The 17596-nt window shown below is 69.0% G+C and carries 14 protein-coding genes and 6 pseudogenes; 9 read left to right on the top strand and 11 right to left on the bottom strand.

The window, feature by feature from the left end; genetic code table 11:
* Nucleotides 1-360: 360 nt before the first annotated feature.
* A pseudogene (locus OG242_RS00560) lies at nt 361-869 on the bottom strand (GNAT family N-acetyltransferase).
* Between the two features lie 56 nt (nt 870-925).
* On the bottom strand, nt 926-1741 hold the full coding sequence (rsgA, locus tag OG242_RS00555; RefSeq protein ID WP_405896222.1) for a ribosome small subunit-dependent GTPase A: 816 nt from the start codon (nt 1739-1741) through the stop codon (nt 926-928).
* 699 nt (nt 1742-2440) lie between these two features.
* On the opposite strand from rsgA, the gene OG242_RS00550 reads away from it, so the two are divergent.
* The 3 genes and pseudogenes from OG242_RS00550 to OG242_RS00540 form a co-directional block, all read left to right on the top strand.
* The gene (locus tag OG242_RS00550) at nt 2441-2923 is read left to right on the top strand and encodes a hypothetical protein (RefSeq protein ID WP_405896221.1); all 483 of its coding nucleotides are present in this window, start codon (nt 2441-2443) and stop codon (nt 2921-2923) included.
* Nucleotides 2892-3038, top strand: a pseudogene (locus OG242_RS00545) (hypothetical protein); the annotation flags it as partial. The gene OG242_RS00550 and the pseudogene OG242_RS00545, both read left to right, overlap by 32 nt.
* A pseudogene (locus tag OG242_RS00540) lies at nt 2984-3636 on the top strand (substrate-binding domain-containing protein); the annotation flags it as partial. The pseudogenes OG242_RS00545 and OG242_RS00540, both read left to right, overlap by 55 nt.
* A 193-nt stretch (nt 3637-3829) precedes the next feature.
* Here the strand turns inward: OG242_RS00540 and OG242_RS00535 are convergent.
* From OG242_RS00535 to OG242_RS00525, 3 genes are all read right to left on the bottom strand, one after another.
* Nucleotides 3830-4675 carry a helix-turn-helix transcriptional regulator gene (locus OG242_RS00535; RefSeq protein WP_405896220.1) on the bottom strand — a complete coding sequence of 282 codons (846 nt, stop codon included), beginning with the start codon at nt 4673-4675 and terminating at the stop codon, nt 3830-3832.
* A gap of 85 nt (nt 4676-4760) precedes the next feature.
* Entirely contained in the window at nt 4761-5516 is a 756-nt protein-coding gene (locus OG242_RS00530) for an SDR family NAD(P)-dependent oxidoreductase (RefSeq protein WP_405896219.1), read from the bottom strand.
* Nucleotides 5517-5798: 282 nt separating this feature from the next.
* The gene (locus OG242_RS00525) at nt 5799-6653 is read right to left on the bottom strand and encodes an NAD(P)H-binding protein (RefSeq protein ID WP_405896218.1); all 855 of its coding nucleotides are present in this window, start codon (nt 6651-6653) and stop codon (nt 5799-5801) included.
* Nucleotides 6654-6766: 113 nt separating this feature from the next.
* Here OG242_RS00525 and OG242_RS00520 point away from each other — a divergent pair, with 113 nt between their 5' ends.
* Nucleotides 6767-7366, top strand: a complete 600-nt coding sequence (locus tag OG242_RS00520; protein WP_405896217.1) for a TetR/AcrR family transcriptional regulator — start codon at nt 6767-6769, stop codon at nt 7364-7366.
* A gap of 317 nt (nt 7367-7683) precedes the next feature.
* Here the strand turns inward: OG242_RS00520 and OG242_RS00515 are convergent.
* Both OG242_RS00515 and OG242_RS00510 read right to left on the bottom strand, forming a co-directional pair.
* Nucleotides 7684-7803: pseudogene (locus tag OG242_RS00515) on the bottom strand (DUF6086 family protein); the annotation flags it as partial.
* A gap of 275 nt (nt 7804-8078) precedes the next feature.
* Nucleotides 8079-8276: pseudogene (locus OG242_RS00510) on the bottom strand (winged helix-turn-helix transcriptional regulator); the annotation flags it as partial.
* 336 nt (nt 8277-8612) lie between these two features.
* Between OG242_RS00510 and OG242_RS00505 the strand changes: the two are divergent.
* Nucleotides 8613-9455 carry an endonuclease/exonuclease/phosphatase family protein gene (locus tag OG242_RS00505; RefSeq protein ID WP_405896216.1) on the top strand — a complete coding sequence of 281 codons (843 nt, stop codon included), beginning with the start codon at nt 8613-8615 and terminating at the stop codon, nt 9453-9455.
* A 286-nt stretch (nt 9456-9741) separates the two neighbouring features.
* On the opposite strand, the gene OG242_RS00500 is transcribed toward OG242_RS00505, so the two are convergent.
* Nucleotides 9742-10386, bottom strand: coding sequence for a hypothetical protein (locus tag OG242_RS00500; RefSeq protein WP_405896215.1), 645 nt, complete (start codon nt 10384-10386; stop codon nt 9742-9744).
* 491 nt (nt 10387-10877) lie between these two features.
* On the bottom strand, nt 10878-11597 hold the full coding sequence (locus OG242_RS00495; protein ID WP_405896214.1) for a TetR/AcrR family transcriptional regulator: 720 nt from the start codon (nt 11595-11597) through the stop codon (nt 10878-10880).
* 129 nt (nt 11598-11726) lie between these two features.
* On the opposite strand from OG242_RS00495, the gene OG242_RS00490 reads away from it, so the two are divergent.
* From OG242_RS00490 to OG242_RS00480, 3 genes and pseudogenes are all read left to right on the top strand, one after another.
* A complete protein-coding gene (locus OG242_RS00490; protein ID WP_405896213.1) occupies nt 11727-12674 on the top strand; it encodes an NAD-dependent epimerase/dehydratase family protein in 948 nt (315 codons plus the stop codon).
* 387 nt (nt 12675-13061) lie between these two features.
* Entirely contained in the window at nt 13062-13832 is a 771-nt protein-coding gene (locus OG242_RS00485; protein WP_405896212.1) for a hypothetical protein, read from the top strand.
* Nucleotides 13833-14022: 190 nt separating this feature from the next.
* Nucleotides 14023-14925: pseudogene (locus OG242_RS00480) on the top strand (IS3 family transposase); the annotation flags it as partial.
* 142 nt (nt 14926-15067) lie between these two features.
* Here OG242_RS00480 and OG242_RS00475 read toward each other — a convergent pair.
* Complete coding sequence (locus tag OG242_RS00475; RefSeq protein ID WP_405901470.1) at nt 15068-15529, bottom strand: MarR family transcriptional regulator; 462 nt, start codon at nt 15527-15529, stop codon at nt 15068-15070.
* Nucleotides 15530-15684: 155 nt separating this feature from the next.
* Here OG242_RS00475 and OG242_RS00470 point away from each other — a divergent pair, with 155 nt between their 5' ends.
* A complete protein-coding gene (locus OG242_RS00470) occupies nt 15685-16494 on the top strand; it encodes an alpha/beta fold hydrolase (RefSeq protein ID WP_405901469.1) in 810 nt (269 codons plus the stop codon).
* Nucleotides 16495-16772: 278 nt separating this feature from the next.
* Here OG242_RS00470 and OG242_RS00465 read toward each other — a convergent pair whose 3' ends face one another.
* Entirely contained in the window at nt 16773-17270 is a 498-nt protein-coding gene (locus tag OG242_RS00465; protein WP_405896211.1) for a hypothetical protein, read from the bottom strand.
* Between the last annotated feature and the right edge of the window lie 326 nt (nt 17271-17596).

The following is a 17596-nucleotide window of genomic DNA, read 5'->3' as shown; positions in this document are numbered from 1 at the left end:
GGCGTCTGCTCTGTGTGGGGAGGCCGTCGGCCAGGGCCCAGGCAGCGCCTTCCTGATCGTAGATCGACGCTACGAAGCGCCTCGTACCGCGGGAATGAGCGTACAGATGAGGAAACGGGCGAGGGCGGCACAAGCCGCCCTCGGCACCCGCACCAAGCTGCGTCTTCCGTCGCCGTTCCAGTTGCAGCAGACGGTTGCCTGGTACCAGGGGCGGGGCAGAGCGGTGTGATTGCTGACCCAGGGCTTGCGGCCGTCAAACCCGGATGATGTGCGACACCCGCCTGGTCGAGCTCCTCGACACCAGGGGCGCCATGCGTGCCTGTGGCGCCCCGGAGCGTTTCCGGGGCGCCACAGGAGGTGTCAGACGCCGAACGCAGCAGGGTACTGGATGGTGCCCGTCGGGGCAGCGCGGTTGTCGTCCAGTGCCATCGCCATCATGGCCTCGTCCGGGACGTCGAAGGGCGCCGGACGCCGAAGCGGGAGGCGGGCGTGAAGCCGAACCGGGGATAGTAGGTGGCGTGCCCCAGGACCAGGACGAGGTTTTCTCCTCTGGTCCGGGCGGCGGCCAGCACGGCACGGATGGCCGCCGAGCCGGCACCGGTGCGCTGGGCCGAGGGCAGGACTGCGCACTGAGCCAGGGCGAGGGCGGGTTCGCCGTCGACGTGGCAGCGGGTCAGCAGCGCGAACGCCACCGGGGCGTTGTCGGGGCCAGTCGCGAGCATGGAAAGGCCGTCGATCCATGCCTTCGGGTCGGCGCGCAGGGCCTCGACGATGTTGGCCTCGTGGGGGGTCGGGAAGGCCGCGAGGTTGATGTCGCGGATGGCGGGGATGTCGTCGGGGGTCTCGGGGCGGGTGGTCCAGATGGTCATGGTCGTTCCGTTCTCAGGGAGTGGACTGGTGGCGGCGCCGGAGTTGCGGTCGTCGCTCACCGCTGGCGGTCCCGGAACTGGTAGGTCGCGCGCAGATGCTGCGTGATGTCCTTCTTGGTGGCCTCACGGCCGGCCCGCAGGCGGGCGTCGGTGCGCGAAGCCGCGTAGGCGTTCTCGCTCAGCAGCCGGTGGTAGCTGTCCAGTCGGCGTCGGGTGATCTCCCTGGATGCGACAGCGGCCAGCACCGCGCAATCCGGCTCGCTGCCATGCCCGCAGTCGGCGAACCGGCAGTTCTGCGCGAGGAGTTCGATCTCGGCGAAGGTGTGCTCCAGCCCGTCCTGAGCATCGTGCAGACCGATCGCCCGCAGGCCGGGGGTGTCCAGCAGGACCCCGCCGCCTGGCAGCGGGACCAACTCCCGCCATGCGGTGGTGTGCCGGCCCTTGCCGTCCGCGTCGCGCACGGCGCCGGTCGCCAGGCGATCCTCGCCCAGCAGCCGGTTGCCCAGAGTGGACTTGCCCGCCCCGGAGGGGCCGAGCAGCACGATGGTGCCGCGCAGGGCAGCCGTCAGGCCGTCCAGGCCCTCCCCGGTCACGGCACTGGTGACCAGCACATCCGCGCCGGGTGCCACCTCGGCTGCGGCCTGCCGCGGGTCGGCACACTGGTCGGCCTTGCTGAGCACGACGACCGGCTGGGCGCCGCTCGCCCAGGCCAGGGCGATCATGCGTTCCGTCCTGCCGTGGTTCAGCGGAACAGCCAGCGACACCGTCACGACGACGGTGTCGACGTTCGCGGCAAGGACCTGGCCCTGGGGGGTACGCGAAGCCGTGGGCCGCACGAGCGAGGTGCGCCGCTCCAGTACCGCGTGCAGCACCGGTCCGCGAATGGTGGTGGCAGGAGACAGGACAGCCCGGTCGCCCGTCGTTGGCGGCGTCTGCTCGGCGCCGCCGGGGATCTCCGCACTCCGGCGCCGGTGACGGCTTCGCACGAGCCGCGTTCGGCGCGCACGATGCGGGCCGGGACAGGCCGGCCCCGCGATAGGGGGAGAAGGTGTGATCGCACGCCTCATTCCAGCCGTAATCCGCGAGGGAATATGGCTGAGCATGGTGATGGTACGTGGATTGGGACAACGTAAAGGCCCTTGAACAGGGGCCCCGCGGAGGAGCGTGAAACTCCGGTCAGACCGGGGCCCGGGACGTGAGGATGGTCCGGAGGGCGCTGCATACGGCAGCTGTCTCTACGGCAGTCATCAATCTCACCTCCCCATTAATCAGGCACCGACCCAGTTGTCTCTGCGCCGCCGATCTAGCACGACGCAGCTTCTGCCAGTGCTGCCGGCGCGGCGGCCTCTCGTCGCGCTGCGGTCACTGCCGCGGGTGCCGCCCCCACACTGACCGGGGGCCAAAGTGGCACGCTGCCCGGCCCGCAGCCAAGATCAGAAGACGGACAACCCGCATGTGATGGTCACCCGCCAGACGAAGTCCGGCCGGCGCCGACAGCGCGACATGGACGCCTATGAGCGTCGTCGTCACGGGCGAGGGCGGCCAGATCCTGGCACACAAGGTCTCCGGTGATGGTCACGTGGACGGGGTACGGCCAGGACGTCGGCACCGCCTTCTACCGCAGCCGGCCGGGCATGACCAACGTCGTGCCGACCACGGACGGCAAACGGCTGGTGACCTCCGAGGGCAACAACCGCTACAAGATCTGTGACAACCTGCTCAGCTGTGACCCGAACAGCAACGGGTCACAGTTCCCGGGCGCGGGCGGCGGCAGCCCCGTACTGCTGCGGATGCCGGACGGCCGGATCGTCTACAACGCGAACGACAGCTCCTGCGTGTGGGTCAACACGAGCGGTAGCAGTACCGGAACCTGGACCGAACAGAAGACCGCGATGCCGAACGGCTGCAGCCGAAACCCGCAGCACGTGGCGGGAACCGGTCGCGTGCTGATCCTGCAGGCGACCTGGGGCAGCTGTTGCACCACAAGACCCATCCGGTGCGGCGAGCTCGACCTGGGCCACTCGAAGGGGGTACTACAAGCTCGTCAACCGTAAGACCGGCTATGTCCTCGGAGTCGACGGCGGCTCCACTACGCGGGCACACGGTCTCGGGCCATCATGGAGGTCCACCTTCTCGACTCGGCGAGTCTCTCCCTGCCGCCGCACGTGAAGGTCGTCGCCGACTCCGACGCCGACGACCGCTATGCGGTGGTCGACACCGACCATGCGGGCGGCACGCGAGACGCCGTGCACCACCTGCTCGACCTCGGCCACCGCACCGTCTGGCACCTGGCCGGACCCGCCGAATCCTTCGCGGCCCAGCGCCGCACCGCCGCCTGGCAGGAGGCACTCGACGCCGCAGGCCGCGTCGCGCCTCCCGTCATTTGCGGCGACTGGTCAGCCGAATACGGCTACCGCTCCGGGCTCCGACTGGCCGAAGAGCGCGACTGCACGGCGGTGTTCGCGGCCAACGACCAGATGGCCCTCGGCCTGCTGCGTGCACTGAACGAGCGGGGACGCAAGGTCCCCGAGGACGTCTCGGTGATCGGCTTCGACGACATCCCCGAGTCCAGCTCGTTCCAGCCGCCGCTCACCACCGTGCGCCAGGACTTCGCCGAGGTCGGCCGCCGATGCGTCGAGAGCGTGCTGAACCAGGTCCGCCAGGACGGCCCCGGGCACGGCACGACCCTGGTCCGACCAGGCTCGTCGTTCGTGCCAGCACCGCGCCGGCATCGGTGCCCGCGGCGGAGGCGACCGACCCGCGCTGACAGTGCCGTACGACGGGTCGGTGCCCGGTGCCGCCGGACAGGTCATGTGGCCTGGCTCGCCGGCTGCCGCCCCTCCATAGCCGCTACGAACGCAAAGCCGACCAAGTCCTCGCCCGCACCGTCATTTGCTACCGCCGAATCTCCAAGAGTGACGGTCGGAGGGAGCTCAGGCGGTGGAGGCCCTCGGGTGCTGTCAGGTGCCCGCCGTCCGCGCTCCCAGTACCGGCAGCAGCCGCAGCTTCTCGTCGTCCGCCGAACCCGGGGTGGCGGTGTACACCAGCAACGTCTGGTTCTGCTCCGGGTCCAGCAAGACCTGGCACTGGAGAGTGAGAACCCCCAGCTCGGGATGGCGTACCAGCTTGGGGTCCACGCGCGGTACGTCGATCTCGTGGGCGCTCCACAGGCCGGCGAACTCCGCGCTGCGCTCCAGCAGGAGGTCGCGCAGATGCTCGGCCCGGCCGCCCGCACCCTGCCGTGAGTACGCGGCGCGCAGGCCGGAAGTGAAGAAACGGCTGTGCAGCGGGTGGTCTTCCTCCGGGTACAGCAGGCGGGCGGCGGGGTCGGTGAACCAGCGGTAGGTCAGGCTGCGTTCAGGCCCGGTGAATTGTGTCTGGTCGCCGAGGAGCGCGGTGGCCGCCGGTGTCTGGGCGAGGGTCTCCGCCACATCGCTGACGACCTGCGCCGGGGTGTCGTCCAACCGCCCGAGGATGCGCATCAGGCCCGGCGTGATGTGGTCGGAGCGCAGGTTGCCGGGGCGGGAGGGGGTGTTGTGTCCGGCGATACGGAACAGGTGATCACGCTCGGCCAGAGAGAGACGCAAACCGCGGGCGATGGCGGCGAGCATCGGCTCCGAGGGCTGTGGCCCGCGCTGCTGCTCCAGTCGGCTGTAGTAGTCGGTCGACATACCGCTCAGCGCCGCCGCCTCCTCCCGGCGCAGGCCGAGGGTGCGGCGGCGCGGGCCGCGGGGCAGTCCCACGTCCTCCGGTTGCAGGGCTTCGCGCCGGGTGCGCAGGAAGTCCGCGAGTTGAGCTCGGTCCACAGTTCCTGTCTCCTCGTGGCCCCGGTGCCTGACGTCCGGGGCACGGTAGTGGGGTGTGCGGGTCGGCCCCGCGCGGGCCGGGTTTTCAGAGCAGCATGCCGCCCGACGCCTCGATGCGCTGCCCGGTGATCCAGGAGGTGCCCTCGGCGAGCAGCGCGGCAGCGGCGGCGCCGATGTCGTCGGGCTCGCCGGGGCGGCCCATCGCGGTGACACTGCTCAGCATGGAGCGCATACCCTCATTGTCGCGTACCCCGCCGCCGCTGAAGTCGGTGCCGGTGGCACCCGGGGCGAGGGCGTTGACCGCGATGCCGCGCGGCCCCAGCTCCTTGGCGAGATAGCGGGTGAGGATCTCCACGGCACCCTTGGCTGCGGCGTACGCGGCGGTCGGTGCCGCGATGAAGCGGGTCAGGCCAGTGGAGACGTTGAGGATGCGGCCACCGTCCTTGATCAGGGGCAGCAGGGCCTGGGTGAGGAAGAAGACGCCCTTGACGTGGACGTCCATCAGCCCGTCGAACTGCTCCTCGGTGGTCTCCTCGAACGGCGCGTGCACTCCGTGTCCGGCGTTGTTGACGAGGATGTCGAGGTTGTCGCGGCCCCACTCCCGGGCCAGGGCCTGACGCACCTGTGCGGTGAAGGCGGGGATCTCGGCGGTGTTCCCGGTGTCCAGCCGAAGGGTGATCGCCGTGCGGCCCAGCTTCCTGGCCGCCTCTACGACGGCCTCGGCCTCGTCGGCGTGCGAGCGGTAGGTGAGGATCAGGTCGGTTCCGGCCTCGGCGAGGTGCAGGGCGGTGCTACGGCCGAGGCCTCGGTTGGCGCCGGTGATCAGGGCGATGCGGGTCATGGTGGCTCCGTTCGGATCGGGGAGCGGGCGGACCGGCCGGTCCGTCGCCGCCTGCTCCTCAACGATCGCGCGGCCCGAAGACCGGATGAAGGCCGCGGTTATCCAGGGATCGCGGATCCCTGCTTCGGCACCAGCCCCCTGCACGGGAGGCCGCCGTGGGCAAGCGGGCCGCCCACGACGGAGTTCATGACGACGGCCTGCTGTGCCGGCCCGAGGCCACTCGCCTGATCGCCCGGACAGTTCCTGAGCCGGGCAGGCCGGGATCGGCGGGGATTTCGAGGGTCATGCGGCGACGTCGGCTGCGAGCCGTTCGGCGACGGTGCGGGGCTTGCGACCGAGCAGTTCGGCCGGCAAGGGGCCGGCTTCGGCGAAGAAGCCGGCCCGGGCAGCCTGGTACCAGGTAAGCATGAGCCGGGCCATCTGCTCCGGGACGCCGATTGCGATCTGGTCGGCGACCCACTGCTCGTCGTCCAGGACGATGCGCTTAACAGGGCGACCCGTCAGGTCGGAGGCGATGTTGGCGACATCGTTGAAGGTGACGGCGTTCGGCGCCGTGAGGTCGACGGGGCCGTCGAAGGAGCGGTCACCGGCGAGAATGGCCGCAGTGGCCTCGGCTATATCGGCACGGTCGGTGTACGGGACGGGGCCGTCTTGCGGCCGGGCGATCACGCTGGTGTCCTGCCACGGTCCGAGCACCTGGTCAAGTGGGCCGTAGGCGCCGTTGCGCAGTGCGGTCCAGGCGACGCCCGAGTCGTCGAGGATCGCCTCGGTGGCGATGTGGATGCCCGACGGTCGGTACGGGTTGCCGGGGACGGCGCCCTGCTGGCTGGTGTAGAGGATGCGCTGGGCGCCGGCCGCGACTGCGGCTTCGATGGCATTGCGGTGCAGGCTGACCATGTCGGCGGCCGGGTCGTTCCCGGAAACCAGAAGGACCTGCTCGGCACCGGCGAAGGAGTCACGCAGCGCGGCCGGATCCTCGTAGGCGCCCTGCCGCACGCGCACGCCGCGGTCGGCGAAGTGCTGCGCCTTGGCAGTGTGGCGGACACTCACGCCGATCCGGTCGGCGGGCATGCGTGTGAGGAGGTGCTCGACGATGCTGCCGCCCAGCCCACCGGTAGCTCCGGTGACAACGATCATGTTCTTGACCTCTCCGCATCATAAGTTGACCACACTGGTCAGTTTTGTTCTGGCTACGACCGTAGGTAAACTGACCACATGAGTCAAGTTGCCCCGATAGGCAGGGAGAGACGGTGAGTGCGGTGTCTTCGGGATCCCGGTTGCGCGCCGACGCCCGGCGCAATTCCGAACAGATCCGGTTTGCCGCGATCGGTGCCTTTCAGGGGCAGGGCCTGACTGTGCCGCTGGAGGAGGTTGCCAAGGCGGCAGGGGTGAGCAAGGCCACGATCTTCAACCGGTTCGGTGGGCGGATCGGCTTGATCGAAGCCGTCATCGAAGAGCTCGTGGCGAGTGAGCTGTTCGCCGTCATCGACCGCGCTCGGGCCATCGCTGACGTGGGCGACCGGATTACGTACTACCTCACCGCGCTCCGTGACCTCCAGTACCGCCAGCCCGCCTTCAATGACGTGCTGTTGCAGACGTATCCGCATTCGCAGCAGCTGATGGAGATCTGCCGGGTCGGGAGCGAGGCGAACGACGAGCTCATCGCAGCGGCGCAAGCCTTCGGGGCACTGCGGCCGGAGTTCACGGCGGGCGACCTGCACGCACTCGTCGTGGACAATGCCCTCGCCCTCAAGTACGGAAAGCGGCCATCCCGGGACGACTACGACCGCCGCACCATGTACCTCCTGGACGGAATCCGAGGCCCCTCCTCCGGTTCTGGGGGACGTTAGCTGCATCCTCGCCCTGGCTGTCACGTGCGGAAGCAACTTGCCCAGGCGTGGCGCGAAACCCGTGCAGCCGGATCACGGAGGGGGATCCAGAAGAAGGGCCCTGGTACCGCGCACTTGTGCTGTTCACCACCCGCCACATGAACGCCGCCTCACCCAGTTGGGCGGCGACGGCTCCGACGTCCGGGGAGAGAATGCGCCCCGGCAGGCCGTTCGCGCGGCACCACGCCGACCCGCTCGCTCGGCACTCCTTTCCAGCTCCACGACCCGCCCGGCGGGCACCGTGGCATGCCTTGCCGGGTGCGAGTTGGGCGTCAGGGCTACCAGGGCGTGTGGGCTTTCTCAGCCAGGGTCAGCACACTGGCAACGAACCCTTCGGAGAGGGTGGTTGTGACGCCGTGCCTTGTTCTGCCATGCCGGACGAGCAGGACGTCGACGAACGTAGGAAGGGGATGGGGCCGATCGGGTACTCGTCTCTCGCCAGGGGACCGGTCACGTCAGCCTCCTATGAACTCCGCGAGTCGCGGCGAAAACATGGAAGGCGGGTCGGCCGCCGGGGGCGGTGGCGTCCAGGTTCTCGTGCAGCGGGTGAAGCCGATGCCGCACTCGCGCAGCTCGGCGACCATGTCGATGCGGTCCTGGAGGCTGCGACCGTAGCGGTCGGGCGAGGGGACGACAAGCGTGTCAACCCTCGTCGAGGAACGCGTGGCATGCCTTCGGTGAGCTCGTAGCTGGCATGCGGCGGCATAACAGTGTGGATGGTGCGCGTCAGGATCCCGTCCCGCTCCAGACTGCACAGCGTCGCAGTGAGCATGCGCCGGCTGATTCCGTCGATGGCCCTCTTGAGTTCGGTGAAACGGTGCAGGCCCTGCCGGAGGTTGCGCACGACCAGCAGCCGGCAGCGACCGTCCATCGAACGCCCCGAGTGCGGCTGAACGAGCCGTCCCTGGCTCGCCGCCGCCCATGGGGCGATACGTCGGAACACGCTCACGTTCAGCGATTGCGAGCTCGCGGTGAGCCCATCCGCCTCGAGGCAGGCGTCAGCCAGGAAGCAGCAAGGGCTACTACGGCACCCAGCCGGCCGGCAACGGGCCTGCCGCGGCGGTCATTGATGTGTCGGCTCCCGGCCTCGTTCGATGTGGTGCCACCACCAGGACCAGGCGCCTCGTGCCGCATACTTGCCGCCACATGCGCTCGTGCGGGGGAGACCTGGCGTAGGGGTCTGTGCATCTACTTCGAGGAGCCGAAGGTGACCGGAACCGGCGCACGGTGGCTTGCGGGCGCGCTGGTCATGGCCTGCCTGCTGCTCGTCGGCCCCAGCGCGTCGAACAGCGCCTATACGGCCAAGCCGCTTCCGTCCGATGCCCCAAAAGAGGTCGTTTCGAACCGTGTCATGACCTGGAACATCTGCAATCCCTGCAAGGGAAGCGGGCGGAACGGTGGCAGAGCGGCGGAGATCGCTGCGTACGCGCCCCAGGCTATCGGTCTGCAAGAAGCGTGCGTGGGTGATGTCGAGAGGATCCGGGATTATCTGCAGTACCGGTACGGGCTGGTCTACCACGTCGAGTACGGATCGGTTCTGCCGAGTTGGAGCCGCTGCGGGGGAGTGCCATGGAGTCCGGGGGGCTTTGGCCAGGCAATCCTCTCGGCCGCCCCCATGACTGACCTCGTGAATGTGGAGTATCCGGACGGCGGTTCCGAGGACCGCGGGTACATGGCCGTCACGACCGTCGTGGACGGCCTGCGCGTACGGGTGTTCAACACGCACTTGGCTCAGCGGAGTCAGGAATCAGTCCGCGCGCAGCAGACAGGCGTGCTGGCGAAGGCGGTCGCCCGGTACGACCGCACGATCGTCCTCGGTGACTTCAACGCGGCGCCGGATGCCTCCGAACTCACCGTGATGTGGGGCATTGCCAGGGACGCGGATCCCGAGTGCGGCCCCTCCGGGGCAGGTAGGTGTGAGCCGACCACCGATTGGCGCAGCAAGTTCGACTACATCTTCCTTCGTGGCTTCGACCCGCTGGAGCAACGGGTGCATCCCACCCCGTGGTCGGACCATGACCTGGTGCAGGCCGATCTGAAACGGTCGTAACGAGGTACGGCGCAGCCAGCGGCCCGACGAGCGCCCCGCAGAGGGAGGAGGCGAGTGGGATTTGCCCGTGTTCGCGGTCATCTCTTGAGCGCCGGACCGTGGGATCTGGCATGGAGGTGTCGTGGCGGGCACCCAAGGCGGTCGTCACCCAGGCGGCCGGAGGTCGCGCCGTGCCTTGCCCTGATCAGATCAGCCGAGGCGCGCATGATCCGCGGTGACTTCAAGAAGCCAATGATCACCGACTTCACCACGGAAGCGCACACCACCGTGCCTGCACCGGAGACCTTTAGGCCCCGGGTTCGTTGTCGTTGACGTCGGCAGCGGGGAGCTGCCGCCTTGCCTGGAGACCCGCGATGCGCTCGTTGGAAGCGATTCTGAGCCGTTCGATCTCCGTGTCCATGCGGTTCTTCTCTCGCTGGGTGGTGGCTTCCAGCTTGGCCTTGAAGACTGCCGCGCCAGCCGTGAACGACGCGGCCACTGCTCCGCCCGCCAGGATCTCGTTGACGATCTCGGCCTGGGACTGGCGCCTCAGTGCGTCGCCTGCCGACTCGATCGGCTCCCAACGACCCATTTGCGCCCAGTCGTTGGAAGCCGGGCGCTTGAACGAGATCCGTGCGGTCTTTCGACTCAGCGTGTCAAGGGCCAGAGTGGGGCGGGTGCTGCAGGCGGCGGTGCGCGGGATCCCCACCGCGTCGGCGAAACTCAGTGCGATCTCCGCACCTCGCCCACCTCTCCTGATCAGCAAGTCCAGACACTCGTGCGCCTCCGCCGAGTCATCAGCTTGGAACCGTTGCGCTGCGGCCTCCAGTGCCAGCCTCGCGAATGAACAGGCGAAGGGGGCCGGGAGGTCGCGCACCTCAGCCAGCGCCATCCTCAGTCCGCGCTCTGCGTTGCGCTCCCGCTCCTGGCACTTGCGTTCTTCGGAGACCATGCATGCAGTTTGCCCCAAGCGGCAGTTACAGGGTGAGGTAACACCTTCCGCCCTTCTGCTGGTCATGTCGAGACCAAGAACTGCCCTCGGCATCGTGCCTGGCCGCTGACCACCGCCCACGCAGCCGACGTCAACGCCAGGGCACGTGCCGGCCGAGGAGTCCAGCGCCGGTCCCTCGGCGACATGGCGGTAGCCGCTTGGTTCGGCCCGTCGGGCTTCGTGCGCCACAGGTGCGGTGCGGCCGAAGCGGCCGGGGCAGCGAGCCGTAGGGAACCTCGGCACGCATAGCCGGGGCAACACCCCAAGCCGTGCGGGCCGAGTAGTCGGCGACGCTGCGTCTTCGGGGGCAACTTGGCTAGACGGCGGACTGGCGGCGCAAAACGCAAGGTCCCCCGCCCCGCCACCGCCGTCCCGACCAGGCTTCGCGCGCCGCGGCCCTCCCGTACACCCTCATCCGCGGCTGACGGGGCCGAACTCCCGAACCCGACCGCCTACTCCAGGCCGAAGGCGTCCGCCAGCATGCCGATCTGGGCCGCGAGCAGGGTCTCCCCGTCGTGGCCCATGCCGGCGAACTGCCCCGCCACCTCCAGGCCCACCGCCCCGTGCAACTGCGCCCACGCCAGCACCGCACCGGCCAGCGCACCGGCCGAGGCCCGGACGTCCGCTGCGGCCTCGGGCGCGTACTCCGCCACCCAGGACCCCACGCCGGCGTCCCTCTCCAGCCACGCCGCCATCCGGTCCACCATCGTGGCCACATCGGCGCCGGGGGAACCGCCCGCGAATACCGGAAGGAACGGCCCGAGCGCGGCACGCGCGCGCTCCAGGGTGTCGTCGGGGGCCACATACCCAGGCACTGGAGAGCCCTGGATCAGCAAATAACGGTGCGGCTCGGAGATCGCCCAGGCGCGGTAGGTCCCGGCCAGCACGCGCAGCCGCTCGCGAGGGCACCGGTCGAGCGCCGTGGCAGCCGCCTCGCCGATCGCCGTGGCGGCGTCGTCGTACGCGTCCCTGATCAGGGCGCTCAGCAGGTCGTCGCGGTTGGCGAAGTAGCGGTAGAGGGCGGGGCCCGAGAGCCCCAGTGCCTTGGCGATCCGTGTGAGCGCGAGCGCCCCCAGGCCACCGTCGGCGAGCTGGCGCAGCGCCACTTCCTTGATCTCCGTCCGGGTCTGCTCCCGGTACCTGGCCCGGGGCCCCTGCTGTCTCTCCGCCATACCCGGTCCTCTCGCTAGGGAAGCTCACTTCAGTTATGGAGTCTAACAACACGCCTTGCGATACATCATCGTAAGAGTTACAGTCCATAACGAAAGCGATGCACAGTCACCTCGATTTCGGGAGCCCTCATGACCGCAGCACGCGATCTCCACGTAGTCCTCGGCGCCGGTCCCGCCGGCACCGCGCTCGCGGCGGAGCTGACTCGCCGGGGCCACCAGGTCCGCCTGGTGGACCGGAGCGGCGGCGGCGACGCACCGGACGGAGTCCAGCGGTTCGCCGCCGACGTGTCGACCGCGGAAGGAGCGCGGGCCGCGATCGACGGGGCGGCGGTCGCCTACCACTGCCTGAACGTCGGCTATCACCTCCAGGTCGAGGTCATGCCGCGCATCCAGTGGTCCGTCCTCGCAGCGACCGAGGCGGCCGGCGCGCGTCTGGTCGTCCTTGACACGCTCTACCCGTACGGCGAGACGCACGGCGCGGTGATGACCGAGGACACCCCCTGGAACGCGACCTCTCGCAAGGGCCGCATGCGCGCGGAGCTCGACGCCCGCTACCTCGCCGCCCACGACGAGGGCCGGCTGCGCGTCGTGCTGGGCCGGTCGGCCGACTTCGTCGGCCCCGGCGTCCTCAACTCCACGCTCGGCGCTGCGGTGTTCCCGGCCGCGCTTACCGGGGGAGAGGTCCCGGCACTCGGCGACATCGACCTGCCGCACAGCTACACGTACATCGGGGACGTGGCGGCGGGCCTGGCGACGCTCGGCGAGAACCCGGACGGGGACGGCCGTGTCTGGCACCTGCCCACCGCGCCCGCGCTCACCACCCGCCAGATCATGGACCTGGTGGTGCAGCGCGTCGGCCGCCCCCTGAACCTCACCGTCATCGCCGAGCCACGCCCGTTCGGTCCGTTCGGCGAGGTGTTCATGGCGGAGTACGCCGAGATGTTCTACCAGCACACGGAGGCGCAGATCGTCGACTCCTCGGCCATCGAGAAGGCATACGGCCTCGTCCCGAACCCGATGCCGGCCACCGTCGACGCCACGCTCGCCTGGTACGGAGAGCTGCTCGCCGCGCACTGAGCCCGGTCCGATCCGAACGAAGCCCCTACTGTCCTGAGTCGGAGATTCGTAGTCTGGCGCCGCACACGGACGCCACCGCGTTCATCGCCGCCCGTATCCCCGGCACCGGCAGTCCACCTCGGTCTCTCCCACCGCCCCTACGCGGCCTGTGCGGCTCTGCACCCCCAGCAGACTGACATGCCCCCACCTCTTCCCGTACGCGTGGACGACCCCGAGCAGCGCCTGCTCCTCGAAGCGGCCACGGCGGAGAGTTACCTGGCCCTCGAGCCAACCGACCCCGTTCTCTCCACGGGGGCCGTACCCCTGGCCGGATCGGCCTCGTTGCCCTGCCCTGTCGCGATATGACATGGGTTTCACGTGTAAGGGCCGACAGGGGAGTAACTGGGGATGCGCATGCTGTTGTTCGTCGTTCTGGCGGTGCTCGCCGGGACGGCCTGGTACTGGTCCAGGTATCCCGGCAAGTGGGCCTACGCCTTCAGCGCCGCGTACGCGGACCAGCGGTCGGCGCTCAGGAGCCGTCGGGGGGATCTGCGCGCGGTGGACAGGAAGGCCACCCAGGCCGAGAGGACCGCGAAGCACAAGGCCGACCGGGCAGAAGCCGCCTACCGGCAGGACATTCGGGCGCTGGAGAAGGAGATCAAGGGCCTCCTGGACCCGGGGAGGGGACGGCTCGTGAAGGGCCCGGTCGGCGACATCACCGTGTACGAGCACGCGGTGGAGCTGACCGGCCAGTCCCCGGCGGTGATTCCGCTGGCGGGACTGAAGGCCGTGTTCAGGTCCGATCCCACCTACATGATCGACCTGACAGAGCCCAGCGGCCGGACCCACCGGGCGAAGTACCCCCGCCGCCGCGACCCCGGCGACGAGAACGCCCCGTTCTTCGCCTCGGAGCAGCTGAGCGACTTCACCCTCGACATCCTGAACGCGGCGGCCGACGAGCACGAGTTCCGGGCACGCCAGAACGCCCGCCTCCCGCAGGCCCGCAAGGAGCTCGAAGCGGCGCGGGCCGACACCGCGGCCCGCGACGAGGCGCTGGAGAACCTCCGCGCGGTCTGCGCCTGGCAGAAGAACAACCCGCGCCGCAAGACTCTCCTGGCCGACCTGGACGCAGAACGCCACCGATGGCAGCAGCTCACCGGGAAGATGCCCCCGCGGTAGAGAATCATTTTCCGCCACCTGCAGATTGCAGTGTCCGTGCAACGCCGGTCGAGCGGCCATCCGGAGGGGTGTGCACCCTGGGTGACGCCGGCGTGACCCCTGACGCGAGGGAAGAGCTCAGGCGCTTGCGGCGGGAGAACGCCCGGCTGAAGGAGGACAACGAGATCCTGCGGAAAGCCGCCGCCTATTTCGCGCGGGAGACGACACGGTGATCCGCTTCCGTTTCGTCGACGAGCACAGAGGCGCCCACAGGGTGAAGCGGATGTGTGATGTTCTGGGCTGGGGCCGCTCCGGCTACTACGCCTGGCGCCAGAACAAGGAGGCGCGGCAGGAGAAGGTCGATGAGGAGGAGGTCCTGGCCTGCCGAATCCGGGAGATCCACACGGATTCCCGGGGTGCCTACGGGGCCCTGCGGATCACCTGGAAACTCTGGGACCAGGGGCACGTGGTGAACCGCAAGCGCGTCGCCCGGATCATGCGGGAGCGCGAGATCGTCGGGATATCGCGACGGAAGTCGCGGTCGCTGACGCGACAGGGCCGCACGGCGCCGCCGGCGCCGGATCTGATCCTGCGGGACTTCACCGCGCCGCTGCCGGGTCTGGAATTCGTCGGGGACATCACCTGCCTGCCGACGGCTGAGGGATGGCTGTATCTGGCGGCGGTGATCGATCTGTGTACGCGGGAGGTTGCGGGCTGGTCGATGGCCGACCGCATGCGCACCGAACTGGTTGCGGACGCCATCCGGATGGCCCATGCGGGTGGACACACGTCAGGAAACGCGATCTTTCACTCCGATCGCGGATCCCAATACACGTCCTACCAATTCCGTTGTGTACTAGGCGAGTTGGACATTCGACAGAGCGCCGGGGGCACCGGTTCGTGCTTCGACAACGCTGCCGCGGAGAGCTTTTTCGCCGTCCTGAAAGCAGAGATCGGGACGACCGCCTGGGAAACCCGGGCGCAGGCTCGGCAGGACGTTTTCCGGTGGATCGCCGAACATTACAACCGGGAGCGGATCCACTCGACCATCGGCTACATCACGCCGTACCAGGCGAGGATCCGCTGCCATCAACGACTGGACCTCGCGGCATAGAACGGAAGTGTCGGGACCTGAGGGGTCACTTCACGGACATATTGCGCGAGGAGCACGACATCGTGCTGCGCCGGGCGCGGCCCTCTGCGCGGTAGTAATGACGACGAAGGTGCTCCTGAAAGAGTCTCGGGCCTGGGCTCCTTCACGGCCGGAGGCGGCCCGCCGCCTCGGGGGTGAGGTGCTGGGCGAGGACGTCGAGCGCCTGGGTCACTGTGCGCAGCGTCTCAGGGGCGTCCGTGTCCAGCGCTGCGCTCAGCGCGTCGTCGATCCGGGCGGCCCGCACCTCGGCGACCCGGTCCGACACTTCGGAGGCCGTACGGATCAACTGCCGCCTGCCGTCCGTCGGATCGGGGGAGGTGACGAAGGAGCCGGTTTCCTTCAACCGGGCGACGGCGCCCGACACCTGGCTCTGCGGCAGGCCGGTGCGCGCGGCGATCTCGCTCACGGATGTGCTCTGGTGACCCAGGACGTCGCTCAACACGATCAACGCTGCCCGGGTGCCCCCGCGTTGCGCAGCGCCGACGGGGGGCGGCGGTTCCGGCAGCGCCTCCTCGCCGATCTTCATCAGCGTCCGGCCGAGCAGAAACAGTTGGACCGGAGTCATCGAAGGGCTCATGGGCCGAACCCTACCCTCATGCATCACTACCGATGCATCAAGCAAGATACATCTCTATTGATGCATCTGAATAGATGAACTATGGTGTGGGGCACCCGCCGGCGCTCTCCGCGTCGGTCATCTCACCGACCTGGGAGACCCCGATGTTCCTCGACACGGACGGCGCCATCCTGTACTACGAGGTCCGGGGCACCGGCCCCCTGCTGCTCATCTCGCAGAGCGGCGAGGGGGACGCCGACCGGAGCACCGACCTGGTGAGCCATCTCGTCGACCGGTACACGGTGGTCACGTACGACCGCCGGGGCCTGTCCCGTAGCACACTCGCCGACCCGAAGCGGGGCGTGACCATGGAGCAGCACGCCGGCGACGTTCACCGACTGCTGGACCACCTCACCGACGAGCCCGCCCTGATGCTCGGATGCAGCATGGGCGCCGCCATCGGCCTCCACCTCGCGGTGGCCCACCCCGCACAGCTGCGGACCCTCGTGGCGCACGACCCGGTCTCCCCCTTTCTGCTGCCCGCAGGCCCACGCGCCGGCCACGCGGCGGAGCTCTCCCACCTCCAGGAGGTGTACCGAGAGGGCGGTTTGCAGGCCGCGTTCCCGGAGATCGCCCGGGTCCTCGGCATCGACCCCGCCCGCCAGCAGACCGAACCCGACCTGACACCCATGCCGCTCACCCCGGGCCGCGTCGCCAACTTCGGGTTCTTCATCGCCCACGACTTCACGGCCGTCATCGAAGCCGAACTCGACCGGGCGGCACTGCAGACGTCTCCGGTGCACATCGTGCCCGCCAGCGGGGCCACCACCGCACCGGGCGTCTTCGTCGGACAGTGTGCGCACCAGCTGGCCGGCCTCGTGGGACGTAAGGTCGCCCCGTTCCCCGGCGGGCACAACGGCAACACCACCCACCCCCGCGCGTACGCCGCCCGGCTGTGCGAGATCCTGGCATAGGCGCGACGCCAACGTTCAGGCCGAGCTCGCAGCCGAAGCATCGGCCGTCGCCCACGACGAACTGGCCCGGCGAGCCGACTGACACGCTGTGCCTCGGCCAGGGACGCCCCGTCGACGGACCGGCCCATCCGAAGAGCCGCCATTCTGAATGCCGTCGACCGAGACATTGGCATGGCGCCGTCGGCAGAGGCATCCTCGCGGTAGTAGTCGGCTGCCCAGGAGCGGGTGAGGATTCGGAACCTCACCCAGTTTTGTATCGGCTCTTCTTCGACCGGCCGTCAGAGCTGGTCGTTGATTTGCCGGGAGAGCCCCTCGAAGAACTCCTGAAGACTGGCCGCGGCAAGGTCGAACTGACCGGACCACGAAGCTGTGGTAGACCTCCAGACCCGCCCGGAGCCCGCCAGTGCGAACAGATCCCCGCCCCCGCCACTGGCGAATACCAGGGCAGCCTCTTCCCCGTGGATCTGGATAGCCCCGTACACACGGAAGTGGTCCGCCACCAGCGAGGCCGGGTGGACGAAGCGACCGTTGCCCACATCGGGCAACGAGACCTCGTCGATCACCCAGTACATCGTGGTCAGGTCCGAGGGAATCGGCGTCAGCTCCACGAGCGCGTCGGTATCCTGATGGCTTGCTTCCGAAGCGTGCACAACCGCGTTGCTGCCGGGCGCGAAGCCAAATCGCGCCTGGAACGATTCCGTCAGCTTCGCGAGCGCCGCATGTGTCTGTTCACACCAGACATGGAGCCACTCGGCATCAAGCCGTACGTCAGGCACACATACTCCTCTTCGCCTTTGTCAGGGACTTGCTCACGCGAGTCCGGAAGAACCTACAGGCCGCTGCGGACGAAGCTGCACGTAACTGGCATCGGACGCTGAGCGGGGGCCCGGTCATGGGCGCTGTGGTGACCCGGCCGCGCGAGCAGGACGCGCGCCGGCCGCCTGATGCACCAGCGGCAGATGAGAGCGCCACTCTGCAGCGGAGTTCGTCCGATCACTGGTCTCACGGTCTACTGGCCGGTATACAGGCGGGGTTGGGTCCGCTGGGCACGAGCGGCCGGGTGCGTTCTGACGTCCCGTGCGCACTGGTCACCGCTGCCCGA

The organism is Streptomyces sp. NBC_00727, from assembly GCF_045161745.1.
Lineage (GTDB): Bacteria > Actinomycetota > Actinomycetes > Streptomycetales > Streptomycetaceae > Streptomyces.
The sequence above is the reverse complement of the archived record's forward strand: the minus strand, read 5'-3'. Positions and strand labels throughout refer to the sequence as shown.

Excerpts from the sequence above, each read along its gene's own strand:
- OG242_RS00550 (WP_405896221.1), top strand. The coding sequence starts at position 2,441 with ATGGTCACGTGGACGGGGTACGGCCAGGACGTCGGCACCGCCTTCTAC.
- OG242_RS00530 (WP_405896219.1), bottom strand. The coding sequence starts at position 5,516 with ATGACCCGCATCGCCCTGATCACCGGCGCCAACCGAGGCCTCGGCCGT.
- OG242_RS00525 (WP_405896218.1), bottom strand. The coding sequence starts at position 6,653 with ATGATCGTTGTCACCGGAGCTACCGGTGGGCTGGGCGGCAGCATCGTC.
- OG242_RS00500 (WP_405896215.1), bottom strand. The coding sequence starts at position 10,386 with ATGGTCTCCGAAGAACGCAAGTGCCAGGAGCGGGAGCGCAACGCAGAG.
- OG242_RS00495 (WP_405896214.1), bottom strand. The coding sequence starts at position 11,597 with ATGGCGGAGAGACAGCAGGGGCCCCGGGCCAGGTACCGGGAGCAGACC.
- OG242_RS00490 (WP_405896213.1), top strand. The coding sequence starts at position 11,727 with ATGACCGCAGCACGCGATCTCCACGTAGTCCTCGGCGCCGGTCCCGCC.
- OG242_RS00485 (WP_405896212.1), top strand. The coding sequence starts at position 13,062 with ATGCGCATGCTGTTGTTCGTCGTTCTGGCGGTGCTCGCCGGGACGGCC.
- OG242_RS00475 (WP_405901470.1), bottom strand. The coding sequence starts at position 15,529 with ATGACTCCGGTCCAACTGTTTCTGCTCGGCCGGACGCTGATGAAGATC.
- OG242_RS00470 (WP_405901469.1), top strand. The coding sequence starts at position 15,685 with ATGTTCCTCGACACGGACGGCGCCATCCTGTACTACGAGGTCCGGGGC.